Origin of the sequence: Roseovarius ramblicola (assembly GCF_042430665.1) — a bacterium.
Taxonomy (GTDB): Bacteria; Pseudomonadota; Alphaproteobacteria; order Rhodobacterales; family Rhodobacteraceae; genus Roseovarius; species Roseovarius ramblicola.
Map to the genome: position 1 here is coordinate 105723 of NZ_JBHMEC010000015.1, position 14142 is coordinate 119864.

15 protein-coding genes are annotated in these 14142 nt (G+C 68.1%); 7 read left to right on the top strand and 8 right to left on the bottom strand.

The window, feature by feature from the left end; all coding sequences use genetic code 11:
• Positions 1-65: 65 nt before the first annotated feature.
• The 3 genes from ACFFU4_RS09100 to ACFFU4_RS09110 all read left to right on the top strand — a co-directional run bounded on the left by ACFFU4_RS09100 (position 66) and on the right by ACFFU4_RS09110 (position 2419).
• Positions 66-677 carry an HdeD family acid-resistance protein gene (locus tag ACFFU4_RS09100; protein ID WP_377069287.1) on the top strand — a complete coding sequence of 204 codons (612 nt, stop codon included), beginning with the start codon at positions 66-68 and terminating at the stop codon, positions 675-677.
• 187 nt (positions 678-864) lie between these two features.
• On the top strand, positions 865-1764 hold the full coding sequence (locus ACFFU4_RS09105) for a DMT family transporter (protein ID WP_377069289.1): 900 nt from the start codon (positions 865-867) through the stop codon (positions 1762-1764).
• 10 nt (positions 1765-1774) lie between these two features.
• Positions 1775-2419, top strand: coding sequence for a 5-formyltetrahydrofolate cyclo-ligase (locus ACFFU4_RS09110; protein ID WP_377069291.1), 645 nt, complete (start codon positions 1775-1777; stop codon positions 2417-2419).
• Positions 2420-2539: 120 nt separating this feature from the next.
• Here the strand turns inward: ACFFU4_RS09110 and ACFFU4_RS09115 are convergent, their stop codons facing one another.
• Both ACFFU4_RS09115 and ACFFU4_RS09120 read right to left on the bottom strand, forming a co-directional pair.
• Positions 2540-3475, bottom strand: coding sequence for a carbon-nitrogen hydrolase family protein (locus tag ACFFU4_RS09115; protein WP_377069293.1), 936 nt, complete (start codon positions 3473-3475; stop codon positions 2540-2542).
• Between the two features lie 46 nt (positions 3476-3521).
• The gene (locus ACFFU4_RS09120) at positions 3522-3950 is read right to left on the bottom strand and encodes a GFA family protein (RefSeq protein WP_377069295.1); all 429 of its coding nucleotides are present in this window, start codon (positions 3948-3950) and stop codon (positions 3522-3524) included.
• A gap of 143 nt (positions 3951-4093) precedes the next feature.
• Here ACFFU4_RS09120 and ACFFU4_RS09125 point away from each other — a divergent pair, with 143 nt between their 5' ends.
• Positions 4094-4783: a winged helix-turn-helix transcriptional regulator gene (locus ACFFU4_RS09125; RefSeq protein ID WP_377069297.1), complete on the top strand. Its 690-nt coding sequence runs from the start codon at positions 4094-4096 to the stop codon at positions 4781-4783.
• A 27-nt stretch (positions 4784-4810) separates the two neighbouring features.
• Here the strand turns inward: ACFFU4_RS09125 and ACFFU4_RS09130 are convergent, their stop codons facing one another.
• Positions 4811-5620, bottom strand: a complete 810-nt coding sequence (locus ACFFU4_RS09130; protein ID WP_377069299.1) for a division plane positioning ATPase MipZ — start codon at positions 5618-5620, stop codon at positions 4811-4813.
• A gap of 195 nt (positions 5621-5815) precedes the next feature.
• Between ACFFU4_RS09130 and ACFFU4_RS09135 the strand changes: the two genes are divergently transcribed.
• Positions 5816-7345 (top strand): ATP-dependent DNA helicase, encoded by a 1530-nt coding sequence (locus tag ACFFU4_RS09135; protein WP_377069301.1) that lies wholly within the window; start codon positions 5816-5818, stop codon positions 7343-7345.
• Entirely contained in the window at positions 7342-8061 is a 720-nt protein-coding gene (locus ACFFU4_RS09140; RefSeq protein WP_377069303.1) for an SDR family oxidoreductase, read from the top strand. Before ACFFU4_RS09135 ends, ACFFU4_RS09140 begins: the two co-directional genes overlap by 4 nt.
• Before the next feature lie 520 nt (positions 8062-8581).
• Here ACFFU4_RS09140 and ccoS read toward each other — a convergent pair.
• The 5 genes from ccoS to ACFFU4_RS09165 form a co-directional block, all read right to left on the bottom strand.
• The gene (gene ccoS / locus ACFFU4_RS09145; protein WP_377069305.1) at positions 8582-8740 is read right to left on the bottom strand and encodes a cbb3-type cytochrome oxidase assembly protein CcoS; all 159 of its coding nucleotides are present in this window, start codon (positions 8738-8740) and stop codon (positions 8582-8584) included.
• Positions 8741-8743: 3 nt separating this feature from the next.
• A complete protein-coding gene (locus tag ACFFU4_RS09150) occupies positions 8744-10927 on the bottom strand; it encodes a heavy metal translocating P-type ATPase (protein ID WP_377069307.1) in 2184 nt (727 codons plus the stop codon).
• Positions 10928-10930: 3 nt separating this feature from the next.
• Complete coding sequence (locus ACFFU4_RS09155; protein WP_377069309.1) at positions 10931-11392, bottom strand: FixH family protein; 462 nt, start codon at positions 11390-11392, stop codon at positions 10931-10933.
• Positions 11392-12828, bottom strand: a complete 1437-nt coding sequence (gene ccoG / locus ACFFU4_RS09160; RefSeq protein ID WP_377069311.1) for a cytochrome c oxidase accessory protein CcoG — start codon at positions 12826-12828, stop codon at positions 11392-11394. The genes ACFFU4_RS09155 and ccoG overlap by 1 nt, the downstream gene beginning before the upstream one ends.
• 95 nt (positions 12829-12923) lie before the next feature.
• The gene (locus tag ACFFU4_RS09165; RefSeq protein WP_377069313.1) at positions 12924-13841 is read right to left on the bottom strand and encodes a LysR family transcriptional regulator; all 918 of its coding nucleotides are present in this window, start codon (positions 13839-13841) and stop codon (positions 12924-12926) included.
• 102 nt (positions 13842-13943) lie between these two features.
• Here ACFFU4_RS09165 and ACFFU4_RS09170 point away from each other — a divergent pair, with 102 nt between their 5' ends.
• Positions 13944-14111, top strand: coding sequence for a hypothetical protein (locus ACFFU4_RS09170; RefSeq protein WP_377069315.1), 168 nt, complete (start codon positions 13944-13946; stop codon positions 14109-14111).
• Positions 14112-14142: the final 31 nt, after the last annotated feature.

Below are 14142 nucleotides of genomic sequence, written 5' to 3' on the forward strand. Positions count from 1 at the left end.
GTCGCTGGCGAGGGGTGTTGAAAGCCGCCGGAACGATGCGCAGATCGACGGTGAGAGGCGCAGGAATGCTGCGCAACCTGCTGATTGGAAAGGAGGACGGCATGACCTCGACCCATGATACCGGGATGACCGACCAACTTGACAGACAGATGCCCGACATGGGCTGGAAGGGGCTCGCCCTGCTCGGCGTCGTGATGCTGACCGGCGGCTTGCTGGCCTTCCTCAACCCGTTCGCCGCGTCGCTCGCCGCCGAGGCGGTGGCCGGCGCGGCGTTCCTGATCGCGGGCGCGATGCAACTGGGTTTCGCGGTCCGGGACGGCACCGGGACACGCGGCGACCGCTGGCTGTCGGGCGCGCTCGGCACCGTGCTGATCCTGTTCGCGGTGTCGCTGGTGCTCAGCCCGCTGGCGGGGCTGGTCACGCTGACCGCGCTGGTGGCGCTGTTCTTTACCGTGATGGGCGCGCTGCGCGTCGCATTGGCGTGGCACATGCGGCCCGCGCGGGGCTGGGGCTGGCTGATGGCGGGCGGCGCGATGTCGCTCGTGCTCGCGGCGCTGATCGTTCTCAGCCTGCCGGGCGGCGCGCTGGGCCTGCTCGGCCTGTTCCTGGGCATAGACCTCACCGTGGGCGGTGCGGTGACGCTGGGCCTCGCCTGGCACCGCAAGTCGCAGGGCTGACCCCGCCCCGGATGGACAGTGCGGCCCGGCTGTGATCTGACAGGCGGCGGGGCCGCACCGGTCCCGTCCGCATCAGGGAGAGACCGGCCATGACGCTCACGCTGCACCTTGTCGGCCCCGCCGCCCGGGCCGCGCGCCCGGCGCATGCGGGGTTGGCGATCTTGCCCCCGACGGCGGGGCGTGCACCGTGACCGACCATCTCAAGGGCCTTCTCATCACCGCCACCGGCGTGCTGTTCATCGTGCCGGATTCGCTCTTCGTGCGGCTGATCGACGGGGATGCCGCGTCGATCACCTTCTGGCGCGGGATCACGGCGGGCAGCGTGATCCTGATCGGCGTGCTGCTGACCCGCGGCCCGAGCGGTTTTCGCGAGGTGGCGGCGACGGGGCCGCGCGGCGCGCTCTACACGGTGCTGCTGGGCATATCCCTGTCGGGCTTCGTGCTGGCGGTGAGCTGGACGAGTGTCGCCAACGTGGTGCTCATCCTCGCCTCGATGCCGGTGTTTGCCGCGATCTTCAGCCGCGTGTTCCTGGGCGAGGCGATCAGCCTGCGCATGGTGCTGACGATGATAGGGGTGTTCGCCGGGCTGACGCTCATCCTGCGCGGCTCGCACGAGACGGCGGGCGCGCACTGGAGCGGCGACCTGGTGGCGCTGGGCGTTTCGGCGACCTACGCGGCGGCAATGACCACGGCGCGGCGGCTGCGCGAGGTGTCGCTGGTGCCGACGGTGCCGGTGGCGATGATCGGCGCGTCGCTGCTGGTCTGGCCGCTGGCCGCACCGCTTGAGACGTGGCAGGCAAGCTGGCCGCTCCTTTTGGCGCACGGCGCGTTCATCAGCGTCGCGACCTCGCTGATGACGCTGGGGCCGCGCTATATCACCGCCGCCGAGGTGGCGCTGCTGATCCTGCTGGAATCGGTGCTGGCGCCGCTGCTCGCCTGGGCGGTGATCGGCGAGGATCCGGGGCGCTGGGCGCTCATCGGCGGGGCGGTGGTGATCTCGGTGCTGGCGGTGTCGAATATCTGGGCGCTGCGGATGAGCCGCCGGATGCGCATCCGCCCGCAGCCGCGCACCGGACCGCTACTCTGAAGGGGCCACCATGACCGATGACGACCCCCCCGGCGACGCCCCCTGTTTCGCCCATCACCTTGTCGGCGGCCATGTCGTCGATGCCGCCACATGGCGCGACGTCAACCGCTTTCGCAAGGCAGAGCGTGCGCGCCTCTACGCGGCAAGGCGCGCCCTGTCCCCGGAGCAACTGCGCGCGCAATCCGATCGCGTCGCGGCCGCGCTCGACGATGAGATCGGCAATCCCGACGGGCGCGTCATCGCGGGCTATTGGCCGATCAGGGGAGAGCCGGACCTGCGCCCGCGCCTTGCCGATTGGGCGGCGCGCGGCGCGGTGATCGCCCTGCCCGTCGTCATCGAAAAGGGCGCGCCGGTCGCGTTCCACCGCTGGCAGCCGGGCTGCGCCATGACGCGGGGGATATGGAATATCCCGGTGCCGGCGCGCCCCGCTCCCGTACACCCCGATCTGGTGATCGTGCCGCTTCTGGGGGTCGATGCGGCGGGCTACCGGCTCGGCAATGGCGGGGGATATTACGACATGACGCTCGCCACGCTCGCGCCACGCCCGCGCACCATCGGCGTGGGTCACGACTTTTGCGGCATCGACACGATCTACCCGCAGCCCTGGGACATCCCGATGGACCGCGTCATTCTGGGCACCGGCCTCAGAACCTGACCGTCCCCCCGGCAGGTTCAGCGCCTTGTCGAGGTCGCGCAGGGTGAGGCCGGTCAGGGCAGGACAGTCAGCGGATTGCGGGCGAGCGCAACGCCGGACGGCGCCGACATCCGCCGCCGCTCAGACGAAGGAAACCGGAGTTTTGGGGTTTCTGTCGACGGCCAGCGAAAACACGTCGGGCCGGGAATAGTGACCGCTGGCGTCGAATTTCCGGCGCGAGGCGCGGGCATCGGCGACGTCGATCTCGGCCATGAGCAAGCCCTTTTCGCGGTGCATCGGCCCGGCGGCGACCCCGCCGAAGGGCTTGTAGACCACGGCGTCGCCCGGGTTCACCCATTCATCCTTGTTGGGAAACAGGATGTCATAGTGCGGGATGTCCGTGGGGATGTCCGACGCCTCCAATGCGGTGGCGCATCCGATCACCCAACAGCCGCCTTCCCGGGCGATATGCTGCATCGTGGCCAGCCAGGTGTCGCCGCTGTCCCAGGTCGGCGCGACATGGATATCGATGTTCTGGGCATAGAGCGCGGCGCGCGCCATTGGCATGTAGTTTTCCCAGCACAAGAGCGCCCCGATCCGCCCCACCGCCGTGTCGACCACGTTGAGGCCCGACCCGTCGCCGAAGCCCCAGATCATGCGTTCCGGGTTGGTCGGCATCAGCTTGCGGTGGTTGTTGGCGATGGTGCCGTCGGCGTCGATGATGACGCAGGCATTATAGAGGGTCGAGCCCGACACCGCGCCGTCAAGCTCCTGATACCCGGCCACGATCACCATGTCGTGCTCGGCCGCCGCCTCCTGCAAGGGGGCCATGCCAGCCCGGCTGAGATCGACCGAATTGGCCTGCAACAGGGCGAACAGCGCGTCCGTCTTGCCCATGTCGGCCCCCGGCGACAGGCGCCAGCAAAAGGTCGGGTAGCCGGGAAACCAGGCTTCGGGGAAAACCAGCAGCCGGGCGCCTTCGCCGGCAGCCTGCGCAACCAGTTCGACGGCACGCTCCATGCTGGCGGCAAGGTTGAGGTAGACCGGCGGTTCCTGCACGACTGCGATCCTGGTCATTGGTTTTTCCTTTCTTGAAGCTTGAGGGCGTCTGTATGGGCGGCCGCTACTCCGGCATATGCTCGCCCGACCCGCCGATTTCGGCCGGAAAGTCCCGGAATTTCGGCAGGCCGTCCCGCATCGGCAGCACGGTCTCGGCGTAGTTGACATGCACACCCGGCTCAAAAGCGAGGCTGGGAACCACAGCCGCGGGAACGTCGGTCAGACCCAGTCCGGGATGAGTGATCATGACATGTCCGCCGCATTTCGTGCAGAACTGCCGCTCGGAATTCGGCGTCTTGGCAAATCTATCAAGGACGCCCGCCCCCTTGGTCACCCGCACATCGCCGGGTTGCCAAAGCGTGAACGCGTTCACAGGCCCCGCCGACCAGGCACGGCACGACGCGCAGTGGCAATAGCCCATGCCCTCCGGTGTTCCGGACACCTCGATTTCAACGCTGCCGCAAAAGCAGGTTCCTTTATGTGTCGTCGTCATGGTTTCTCTCCCCGATATCAGAAATACGCCTCCAGAGTCGCCGCAATGCTCCGGTCGCGATAGTCCTGAAACTGTACTGGACCGATGGGGGCGTGGCCCCTAGGCTCTTGTGATCCGGGATTGCCGGGCACTGGAGGTGCGACATGCGTGGCGGCTACGGTCAGTTCTGTCCGATCGCGATGGCCTCGGAGGTCCTCTGCGCGCGCTGGACGCCGCTCTTGCTGCGAGAGCTTCTGTGCGGCAGCACGCGGTTCAACGATTTGCGGCGGGGCGTGCCGCGGATGTCGCCATCGCTTCTGTCGAAGCGCCTGGGCGAGCTGGAGGCGGCCGGGGTGATCCACGCGGTCAAGGGGCCCAAAGGCGTCAAGGAGTATCGCCTGACGCAGGCTGGCGAAGAGCTGCGCCCGCTTGTCATGGGGATCGGAGCATGGGGGCAGCGATGGGTCGAGAGCGGGATTTCCCTCAACAATCTCGACCCTGAATTGTTGATATGGGACATGCATCGCGGCCTGAATATCGACCCGCTGCCGGCGCGCCGGGTGTGCCTCCAGTTCGTGTTCGGCGATCTTCCCGCCGCGCGGCAGAACTACTGGCTGCTGGTCGATCCGCAATCCGGTGTCGAGGCCTGCTATCTGGATCCGGGCCACGCGGTCGATCTGTATTCCGAATCGAGCCTGCGCACCATGACGGCGATCTGGATGGGGCTGGACACCGTCGAAAACGCGATCCGCCATGGAAGACTGGAACTGATCGGCCCCCGCGAAATCGCCGCCAGAATGCAGGAATGGCTGGGCCTCAGTCCGTTCGCGCAACAACCAAGGATGGTCGGTTAGAGTATCCGCTTGATCAAGACGGATTCTCTAGAAACTGACCGCCACCCCCGGCAGGTTCAGCGCCTTGACGAGGTCGCGCAATTCCTGGCGCGCCGCGATGTTGGAGATGTTGAGCCCCTTGACGCCGATATCGCGCAGATCGAGCAGCGTCAGGCCGCGCGGGAACAACTCGCGGAAAATCACCCGCTCGTTGAAGCCCGGTGCCACGCGAAAGCCGATCCGTTTGGCCAGCGCGTCGAGCGCGCGGCCCATCTTTTCCTTGTTGACCATCTGCTGCGCCCCCACCCGGTTGCGCAGCACCACCCAGTCGATCGGCCGCAGTCCAGCCTGCGCGCGCAATTGCCGCGCGTTCCACACCATCTCTGAATAAACCGAGGGGCCGAGCACTTTCTGCCCGTCCGCATCGGTCCGCGCGAGCAGGTCGAAATCGATGAAGCTGTCGTTGAGCGGCGTGATCAGCGTGTCGGCGAGGCTGTGCGCGACCTGGCTCAGCCGCGTGTGCGAGCCCGGGCAGTCGATCACGATAAAGTCGTTGTCGGGCTCGGCACCGGCCATCGCGGCGGCGAGCCGGCGGTCATAGACATTCTCGCCGGGCCTGAGGTCGGCCTCGGCCACCTCCGGCAATTCCACGAGGCGGGGGCCGAGCAGGTCGAGCCCCTCGCGCTCCACGAAGCGGGCCCGGTTCTCGGCATAGCGACCGAAGCTGCGTTGCCGCAGGTCGAGATCGAGCGCGCAGGTCGGGTGGCCCATGCGCGCCAGCGCGGTCGCCACATGCATCGAGACGGTGGACTTGCCCGCGCCGCCCTTCTCGTTGCCGACCACGATGATATGCGCCATGCCTTGCTTGCCTTCCCCGGCGGCGTGTTTCCGCCGATCCTAGCCCCTGCCTCTCAATCGGGGAAGCGCGGCGCAGGGTCAAGCCGGATCGCGGCTTTCGCCGGCACGTCGTTTGCCCCGGCTTTCCTGATTGCGCATCTTCGCAAAGCTCAAAACCGGTTCCCACTTTCGAGCAACATGCTCTAGGGTCGCGCCATGACCGGCACCGCGCTCACCTATTCCCCCGATCAGGCCGAGGCCCATGACCGCATCGCCGAGGCGCTGCGCGGGGTCGGCGTCGATCTCGACGACGGCACGCTCACCCCGCCGCGCGAGGGCAAGCGCGGGGTGATGGCCGTGGTCGGCAAGGCCGGGTCGGGCAAGACGCTGCTGCTGGCAGCGCTCTGTCGCGCGCTGGAGGAGGCGGGGGTCGACGTCGTCTCGGGCGACTGGGAGGGGCGCCGCCGCCGCGACCGGCGCACGCTCGCCATCCTCGCCCCCACCAACAAGGCGGCAAGCGTGCTGCGGATGCGCGGCGTGCCCGCAACGACCATTCACCGCATTCTCTATACCCCGGTCTATGACCCGGACTACGAGAAGATCGCCGAGTGGCTGGCCGGAAATGGCGAGCGGCCCGGCATCGAGGGGCTAACCGACCTGGCGCTCGACCGGGCGCTGGCGTTCTACCAGAACCACAAGTCGATCCCGGGTGCGATGGCGGCCGCTGGCCTGCGCGGCTCGGATTTCATCACCGGCTGGACGCGCCGCGAGGAGCCGCTCGATATCGGACTCGTCGATGAGGCGAGCATGCTCGATACCAAGCAATTCGAGGATTTGCAGGAGATATTCCCGACGCTGCTGCTGTTCGGCGACCCGGCGCAATTGCCGCCCGTGAAATCCAATGACGGCATGGTGTTCGAGAGCCTCCCCGCCCCCGCGCGGCTGGAACTCAGCCGCATCCACCGGCAGGACGCCGACAACCCGATCCTCGACCTTGCCCATGCGCTGGCCGATCCGGCGCTGGAGTTTCACCATTTCGAGCGGATGATCGAGGACGCCGCCAAGCGCGACGACCGGGTGAGACGGGCCGAACGGGTCGAGGTCGATCTTATGGCGCGCTCGCCTGTCCTCGTCTGGCGCAACGCCACGCGCATCCGCCTGATCAACGCCTTTCGCGCCGTCCATGACGCGCCCGAGACCGCGCTACTGGAGGGCGAGCCGCTGATTTGCGACGGTATCGAGCTGCCGCTCAAACACCGCAAGAGGCGGCTGGACCTGGAGGCTCGCGGCCTGATCAAGGGGGCGCAGGTGATCTATCTCGGCCCGGGCAAGCGACCGGGCTTCTCGCGGCTGCATGTCATCGGAGCCGAGGACCCGCGCCTGTCGGCGGCGTCGATCGTCAAGATCGAGAAGCCGGGCGAGGAAGAGCCGTTCATCCCCTATGCCGCGAACATGGGCGCGGTGTTCCTGCACGGCGCGGCGGTGACGATCCACAAGGCGCAGGGCAGCCAATGGCGCGACGTTCAGGTCTTTGCCCCCGATATCTATGCCGCCGCCCGCATGGGGCGATCGGAGGCGGGGCAGCCGCTGTGGAAACGGCTGGCCTATGTCGCGATCACCCGCGCCGAGGAGCGGCTGCACTGGGTGGTGCGCAACCGGCTGTCGAAGCCGACCGCGCCGCTGCGGGTGGACGATCTGCGCACGCGGCCGGTGGCCCTGGAACTGGAACGCGAGGACGCGCCATGACATCCGTTCTCATCACCGGGGCGAGCGCCGGGATCGGGGCCGCCTGCGCACGCGCGTTTCTCGACGCGGGCTGGCGTGTGGGGCTGATGGCGCGCCGCGAGGGCGCGCTGGAGGCGGTGGCCGGGGGGCATGAAAACGCGGTGATCCTGCCCGGCGACGTGACCTCGCCTGACGATGTGGCGCGCTGCTTTGACCTGTTCGCCGCCACGGCGGGCCGGCTCGACGTGCTGTTCAACAACGCCGGACGCTTTGGCCGCGCGGCGATGATCGACGAGCTGGGGTATGACGAATGGCGGCAGGTGGTGGATGTGAACCTGCACGGCATGTTCCTCTGCGCGCAGGCGGCGTTCGGACAGATGCGGCGGCAGGTGCCGCGGGGCGGGCGGATCATCAACAACGGCTCGCTCTCGGCCCATGCCCCGCGTGAGGGCTCGGTCGCCTATACCACCACCAAGCACGCGATCACCGGGTTGACCCGGTCGCTCAGCCTCGATGGCCGCGCATTTGACATCGCCTGCGGGCAGATCGACATCGGCAATGCGCGCACCGAATTGCTGGAAAGCATCATCGCCGCCAAGCCCGACGCGCCGCCGCCCACCATGGACGTGGCCGATGTCGGGCGCGCGGTGCTGCACATGGCCACGTTGCCGCCCGAGGCCAACGTGCAGTTCATGACGCTGATGGCGACACAGATGCCCTATATCGGGCGCGGGTAGTGTTCGCCGCCTGACGAAAGGCACCCGGTCTGCCTCCGGGGCACCGCCGGTTGCGCGGATGTCGGTCCGGCGGCGGGCGTGCGGGACGGTGCCGTCCGTGGCCGGAGTCGTCGTGAAAGGGGACGGTTGGCCTGGAGGGGACATTGGGTGAGCCGCGCCATCGCATGTCCGCGGGCAGGCGACCCGACGGTCTTTTCAGTGCGCTTTATCCATCCATACCCGCAAGACATGCAATCGGCGCGCTGGCTGAGCCACATCGCCTGTCCGTCACGCCAGAGGCGTGCCGCCTATATCGGCGCACCTCCGGTGCGACGGGGCGGACATGCGATGGCGCGGCGGGCTTCGCCCTTGATTCCGCGCCGGGACCGGAGAGGTGAACGGCAGGTATAGGCCAAATCGGTCCACTGCCCCAGCCCGCATTTCCGGCTCAAGAGCGGGACCCGGTTCTGAGCTCCTCGAACATGCGAAAACAGGGAATTGGAGCGTGGCGCGTGAATGCGAAGGACGCGGCGCGCGCCGGTCACGGCTTGGGGTGATCGTCCCAGTCATCCGACAGGATGCGCCGGGCGTCGCCCTCGGGATCGTCATACTGGTCCGATCGCACCGTGTAGATGAAGAACACCAGCCCCAGACCGCCGAGGATCAGCGAGATCGGGATGAGATAGGCCAGCACGTTCATGTCTTACCTCAGCCGCAGCGCGTTGAGCGACACGGTAATCGAACTCGCCGACATGGCCAAGGCCGCGATCAGCGGCGAGCACAATCCCGCCACCGCCAGCGGCACCGCCACGAGGTTGTAAACCGTTGCGATCCTGAAATTTTCGCGGATGCGCCGGGTGGCCGAGCGCGCCGTCGCACAGGCCGCGCCGATGGGCGAGAGGTCATTGCCCAGAAGCACGATATCCGACGCCACCCGCGCGGCATCGAGCGCCGAGGCGGGCGAGACCGACACATGCGCCGCCGTCAGCGCGGCGGTATCGTTGAGCCCGTCGCCAACCATCAGCACATGCGCGCCCGCCGCGCCCAGCGCCTCGACCCGCGCCGCCTTGTCGGCGGGCAGCGCCTCGGCGGTCCATTCCGCGATTCCCAACCGCGCGGCCAGCGCCGCCACCGCCGGTTCGGTGTCGCCCGACATCAGGATCACCCGCTTGCCGTCTGCCACCAGCGCCTCGACCGCCTCCGCGGCACCGGGGCGCAGCGCGTCGGTGAACGCAAACGCCACCGGCGCGCCCTCGCCCATGCTCAGGAAACTTGCGGTCTGCGCGCGCGGCTCCGCCCCGGTCCAGCTTGCCCGCCCCAGCCGCACCTCGCGGCCCTCGTGGCACCCTTTGGTGCCGTATCCCGGCACCTCGGTCACGTCCGACACCGCCGCCGCGTCGATCCCCGCCTCGCGCGCCGCCCCGGCGATGGCCCGCGCCAGCGGGTGCGACGACCCTTCGGCCAGCGCCCGTGCCACCGCCATCGCCTCGCGCGGCAGCGCCCCGGGCGCGTCGAGCCGCGGCGTGCCCGCGGTCAGCGTGCCGGTCTTGTCGAACACCACCGTGTCCACCTGCGCCAGCCGCTCCAGCGCGGTCTCGTGCTTGATCAGCATCCCCCGCCGGAACAGCCGCCCCGACGCCGCCGTCGTGACCGCGGGCACCGCAAGGCCGAGCGCACAGGGGCAGGTGATGATCAGCACGGCAGCGGCGATATTGAGCGCAGTGCGCAAATCCCAGGTGGCGAGATACCAGCCCGCGAACGCCAGCGCCGACAGGATATGCACCCCCGGCGCATAGAGTTTGGCGGCCCGGTCGGCGAGCGAGGTATAGCGCGAGCGCCCCGATTCCGCGATCGCCACCAGATCGGCCATCCGGTGCAGCGAGGTCTCGGCCCCCACCGCCGTGGCGCGGACGGTCAGCGGCCCGGTGAGGTTCACCTCGCCCGCGCTCACCGCCTGCCCCTCTCCGGCGAAGACGGGCCGCGTCTCGCCCGTGAGCAGCGAGCGGTCGATCTCGGACGTGCCCTGCGCGATCTCGCCATCCACCGGCATCCGCCCACCGGGGCGCACGAGGATCAGGTCGCCCACGGCAAGCTCCGACACGCTCACCATCTCCTCGGCGCCGCCCTTCAGCCGCGTGGCGCGCGGCACCTCCAGCGCGGTCAGCTCCTCGGCGGCGGAGCGGGCGATGGCGCGCGTCCGGTGATCGAGATAGCGCCCGGCCAGCAAGAAGAAGGTGAGCGCAATGGCCGCGTCGAAATAGGCGTGCTCTCCCGAGAGCGCGGTTTCCCACAGCGAGGTGATGACCGCCAGCCCGATCGCCAGCGTGATCGGCACATCCATGTTGAGCCGCCCCTGCCGCAGCGCCGCCCAGGCGTTGCGAAAGAACGGCACGCCCGAAAACGCGATGGCCGGAAGCGCGATGGCGGCGGAAATCCAGTGAAACAGGTCGCGCGTCGCCGCCTCGGCCCCGGACCAGACCGAGATCGACAGCAGCATGACGTTCATCGCCGCGAACCCCGCCACCGCCAGCCGCATCAAGAGTTCGCGGCCCGCGCGGTCGGTGGCCTTGGCGCTGAGCGTGCCGGCGTCAAGCTCGTGCGCCTCGTAGCCCAGCCCCTCGACGACGGCGCGCATCTCCTCTGCCGTCACCTCCGGCGCGGCGTCGATGCTCGCGCGCTTGAGGGTGAGGTTGACGCGCGCCGAACGGACCTGCGGGTGCGCATCCAACGCGCTCTCGATCTTCGAGATGCAGGCCGCGCAGTGGATCGTCGGCAGCGACAGGGCGATCCTTGCATCGGGCAGGTCGCGCGCCGCCAGCGCCTCTGCCGCCGGGGCGGCGGAACAGGCCGGACAGGCCGAGGGCGTGGGGCGCAGGGTGGCGGTCATGGCCTAGCTCTGATCCGTCAGTATTTCGCGACGTTGCTGAAACAGGATACCGTCGGCCGAATAGGCCCTGAGGCGCAGGATCCACTTGCCCGCCCCCAGATCAACCGGGGCCTCGAAGCCCTGCCCGGTATAGCTGAGTCGCGTCGAGATATCCTCGTGGTCCTCGGTTGCCCGCCCGATCGTGGCCTCGACCCGCGCGGGCCTGACGGCTTGCCCGTCGGCACCGGTGAACCGCAGCGACAAGCGCCCGTCACGCGCCTCGGCGGTCAGCGTCCAGCCCAGCGCCTCCTGCGCGGCCTTGCGCTCGTTGAAGGTCTGGCTGGCGATATAGCCGTTCCTGACCTCCAGCCCCGGAAATGTCCTCACCGCCGAGTAGGCCAGCACCAGGTTGACCCCGATGATGACGGCAAAGGCCGCCACGAAGCCGATCAGCACATGCCGCCCGGTGATCTGCCGTTCCGCCATCATTGCCCCCGTCCGTTGAACACCGTGTTCTTGTAGTCGCGCGTGCCGCTGCCGGTATCCTCCACCCAGATGCGGATATCCGTGCTCTCCGCCTGCGCCGGCTCCGAGTCCTGCGGCGCGGTGACGTAGACGCGTTGCAGCTTCATCTCGTCGGGGGCCACCTCGACCGAGGTATAGGGCGTGCCCTCCAGCGTGATGAACAGCGTTGGATCGCCCTTGACGCTGAACTTGAAGCGCGTCGGCTCGTTCTTCATGTTGCGCAGCCGCACCTCGTAGATGTTGCGGATCTCGCCATTCGACAGGGTGACATAGGTCGGGTTGCGCACCGGCGCCACCGTCAGGTCGATTTCCGAGCGGATGAACAGCGCCACCACCAGCCCCACGCCCACCAGCGACCACAGCGCCGTGTAGAGGATGGTGCGCGGGCGGAAGACGTGCTTCCAGATCGGTTTGGGCGGCTTGCCCGCACGTTCGTTCTGTTCGTCCGTCAGCGCCATGTAGTCGATCAGCCCGCGCGGCTTGCCGATCTTTTCCATCACGTCGTCGCAGGCGTCGATGCACAGCGCGCAGGTGATGCATTCGAGTTGCTGGCCGTCGCGGATGTCGATGCCCACCGGGCAGACGTTGACACAGGCCATGCAGTCGATGCAGTCGCCCATCGGCTCGCCCGCCTTGACCGCCTCGGAATGCTTGCGCGGCTCGCCCCGCCAGGCGCGATAACCCACCGTCAGCGTGTCCTCATCCATCATCGCCGCCTGGATCCGCGGCCAGGGGCAGGCATAGATGCAAATCTGCTCGCGCGCGAAACCGCCGAAGAAAAACGTGGTGCCGGTGAGGATGGCGATGGTGGTGTAGGCGATCGGGTGCGCGTCGAGCGTGAACAGATCGACCAGCAGCGTCGGCGCATCGGTGAAGTAGAACACCCACGCGCCCCCCGTCGCCACGGCGATCAGCAGCCATGTGATCCACTTGGTCAGCCGCAGCCGCGCCTTGCGCAGATCCCATGCCTTCTGCCGGTGCAGGCGCAGCCGCGCGTTGCGGTCGCCCTCGATCCAGCGCTCCACCAGGATGAAGAGATCGGTCCACACGGTCTGCGGACAGGCATAGCCGCACCACACCCGGCCCAATGCGGAGGTGAACAGGAACAGGCCCAGCCCCGCCATCACCAGCAGCCCGGCAATGAAGTAGAATTCATGCGGCCATATCTCGATCCAGAAGAAGAAGAACCGCCGGTTGGCAAGGTCCACCAGCACCGCCTGATCCGGCAGGGTCGGCCCCCGGTCCCAGCGAATCCAGGGCGTGAGGTAATAGATGCCGAGGGTGACGGCCATGATCACCCATTTCAGGTTACGGAACTTGCCATAGACCTTGCGGGGGAAAACCGGCTCTTGCGCGGCATAGAGCGATTGGGGGGCATTGGGCTGGGAATCGGCCACGGAGACACTCCGATATCTTGCATCTGGTGATCGTCTTTTGGCAGGATGTCGGGTCGGCAACTTTGACCTGCATCAATCCTGACTCCTGAATCGATCTATTTCGCCTGCCGCTCTTGCGCAGGCAGTTCCTTGGACGGCACCGTCCGGCGCGCCTGACGCCGCAGCCAGGTGACAAACGCCCTTGCAGGCGGGCGCAGCACGCCGGGCCGCGTGACTACATGATAGCCCGCCTCCTCCTCATCCTCGAACAAAAGCCGCAGCCGACCGGCTGTGATATCCTGACGCACCCATTCGCGCACCGTCACCGCCACGCCCTGCCCGGCCCGCAACCCGTCGAGCAGCAGGTTGCCCGGCACCTGCACGAGGCCCGCCGCCCGCTCCTTGGTCACGCCGCGGCGGCGCAGCCAGTCGCTCGCCTCGTTGGTGCCGAATTCCTGCAGCCACGGCAGATCGGCAAGGTCGGCGGGGCACTCTATCCGCGTACCCTCCACGAGGTGCGGCGCGGCCACAGCCACGATCGGAGAGCGGAACAGCAACTCCGCCTCCAGCCCCGGCCAGTGCCCGGTGCCATAGCGGATGGCGATATCTATGCCGCCCGGCTCCATCTCGACGATCCGCGGGGTGGGGTCGATCATCAGATCGATCTGCGGATGCGCCTGCCGGAACTCGCTGAGACAGGGCATCAGCCAGTGCGCGGCAAAGCTCGGCGTCGTCGAAATCTGCAGCGGGCGCGCGGCATTCGCGCCCGACAGCGCCTCGACCGCACGGGCGATGGCCCCGAATCCCAGCGACAGGGCATCCGCCAGATCGCGCCCCTCCGCCGTCAGCCGCGACTGCCGCCCGGACCGATCGACGAGCGCCACGCCGATATGCGCCTCAAGCTGCCGGACCTGCTGACTGATGGCGGCGTGACTGACATTGAGCCGCGCCCCGGCGGCGGCGGTGCTGCCGGTCTCGGCCAGCGCCGCAAAGGCGCGCAGCGCCGTCAGGGGCGGGAGGGTCTGCCAATCCATGATGTAAGCCTAACTTACGAGTAGAAAATTTTCCAGAGTCGCGTGAGAGCCGCGTCTGCCCCATATTCCCAAACAGAACAGCAGCAAAGGAAAGGACACGACATGCTTGGAATTCTGGCAAATACTTTCAGGACCGCCACCCGCACCGACGCCGCGAACGAGACCCGTCGCCACCATCAGACCCGGCCCGCCCGGCCGCTGGCGGATCTGTCGAACCTGCGCAGCAGCGCCGAACTGGAGGCGCATCTCATCGCGCGCCGCCGCGACTGAGCCGGACACGACAAGGGCCCCGGAAACGGGG

Bases quoted from the DNA above. Each gene is read 5' to 3' on its own strand.
- ACFFU4_RS09100 (WP_377069287.1), top strand. From the start codon at position 66: ATGCTGCGCAACCTGCTGATTGGAAAGGAGGACGGCATGACCTCGACC.
- ACFFU4_RS09110 (WP_377069291.1), top strand. From the start codon at position 1,775: ATGACCGATGACGACCCCCCCGGCGACGCCCCCTGTTTCGCCCATCAC.
- ACFFU4_RS09115 (WP_377069293.1), bottom strand. From the start codon at position 3,475: ATGACCAGGATCGCAGTCGTGCAGGAACCGCCGGTCTACCTCAACCTT.
- ACFFU4_RS09120 (WP_377069295.1), bottom strand. From the start codon at position 3,950: ATGACGACGACACATAAAGGAACCTGCTTTTGCGGCAGCGTTGAAATC.
- ACFFU4_RS09125 (WP_377069297.1), top strand. From the start codon at position 4,094: ATGCGTGGCGGCTACGGTCAGTTCTGTCCGATCGCGATGGCCTCGGAG.
- ACFFU4_RS09130 (WP_377069299.1), bottom strand. From the start codon at position 5,620: ATGGCGCATATCATCGTGGTCGGCAACGAGAAGGGCGGCGCGGGCAAG.
- ACFFU4_RS09135 (WP_377069301.1), top strand. From the start codon at position 5,816: ATGACCGGCACCGCGCTCACCTATTCCCCCGATCAGGCCGAGGCCCAT.
- ACFFU4_RS09140 (WP_377069303.1), top strand. From the start codon at position 7,342: ATGACATCCGTTCTCATCACCGGGGCGAGCGCCGGGATCGGGGCCGCC.
- ccoS (WP_377069305.1), bottom strand. From the start codon at position 8,740: ATGAACGTGCTGGCCTATCTCATCCCGATCTCGCTGATCCTCGGCGGT.
- ACFFU4_RS09150 (WP_377069307.1), bottom strand. From the start codon at position 10,927: ATGACCGCCACCCTGCGCCCCACGCCCTCGGCCTGTCCGGCCTGTTCC.
- ACFFU4_RS09155 (WP_377069309.1), bottom strand. From the start codon at position 11,392: ATGGCGGAACGGCAGATCACCGGGCGGCATGTGCTGATCGGCTTCGTG.
- ACFFU4_RS09165 (WP_377069313.1), bottom strand. From the start codon at position 13,841: ATGGATTGGCAGACCCTCCCGCCCCTGACGGCGCTGCGCGCCTTTGCG.
- ACFFU4_RS09170 (WP_377069315.1), top strand. From the start codon at position 13,944: ATGCTTGGAATTCTGGCAAATACTTTCAGGACCGCCACCCGCACCGAC.